The organism is Streptomyces sp. WAC06614 (assembly GCF_003949795.1).
Classification (GTDB): Bacteria; Actinomycetota; Actinomycetes; order Streptomycetales; family Streptomycetaceae; genus Streptomyces.
In genome coordinates this window covers 1-786 of record NZ_RPRY01000747.1, presented here as the reverse complement: position 1 = coordinate 786, position 786 = coordinate 1, and the positions used below count along the sequence as shown (strand labels likewise).

Below are 786 nucleotides of genomic sequence, written 5' to 3'. Positions count from 1 at the left end.
GCGCGTGCTCATGGCGGGGATCCCGCTCGGGGGTGGGTCCGCTGGACATGGATGGGCTTCCTTTCTCCCTGGGTTCTGTCGTCCCCGGTTGGCTTGTCCCTGGTTCCGCTCGTCCCTGTGCCCCCGCTTCGTCATCCGGGGCGCCCGGAGCTTCGTGATCCGGGGCGCCCGGCGCCTACCCGGCATTGCCCTCGGGAATGCGGGGCAGGCGTCGGTGGGGAAGGGGCCGACGGGCCGGGTCGTCGCTTCGTACACCCTTTCGGGTGATTAGGCCGTTCCACACAGGTATGCGAGATGTTCGAACGGGTACACGCCCCGTATGGACACGACCCTGAGCGTGGACACGACCCTGACCGACATCGCGTGGTTCCTCATCGTGGGAATCATCGTGGCCGGCTTCATCATCACGATGTTCTGGCTGGGCAAGAAGGTCCGGGCGCGTGAGCCGGCGCCCCCGACGGCCGAGAGCCAGCCGCACCTGCCCGAGGGCGGGGCGGTGTACGAGGTGCGCGAGGAGCGGGAGGACGTCGAGATCCCGAAGACCGGGCCCAGAACGGGCCTACGGCCGCACGAGATGCAGGGGTACGGGAACTTCGGTTCGACCACGGCCCACGACCAGGAGAAGAGCCGGCGGGAGCGGGAGCAGAACGAGCCCGACAGCGGCGCCTTCGGGAGCGGCGGTCCCGGCACCTGAGCCGGCCCACCCTCGCTGAGCCACACCACCGCCCCCTTCCTCGACGTCTCCTGCGCCTCCTACGCCTCCTACGCCTCCACCCGCAGCCGGAG

General features: G+C 69.8%; 1 protein-coding gene. It reads left to right on the top strand.

Annotated features, from left to right (window positions below):
- The first annotated feature begins 319 nt into the window (after positions 1 to 319).
- The gene (locus EF918_RS36265; RefSeq protein WP_125653026.1) at positions 320 to 694 is read left to right on the top strand and encodes a DUF6479 family protein; all 375 of its coding nucleotides are present in this window, start codon (positions 320 to 322) and stop codon (positions 692 to 694) included.
- The last annotated feature ends 92 nt before the right edge of the window (positions 695 to 786 follow it).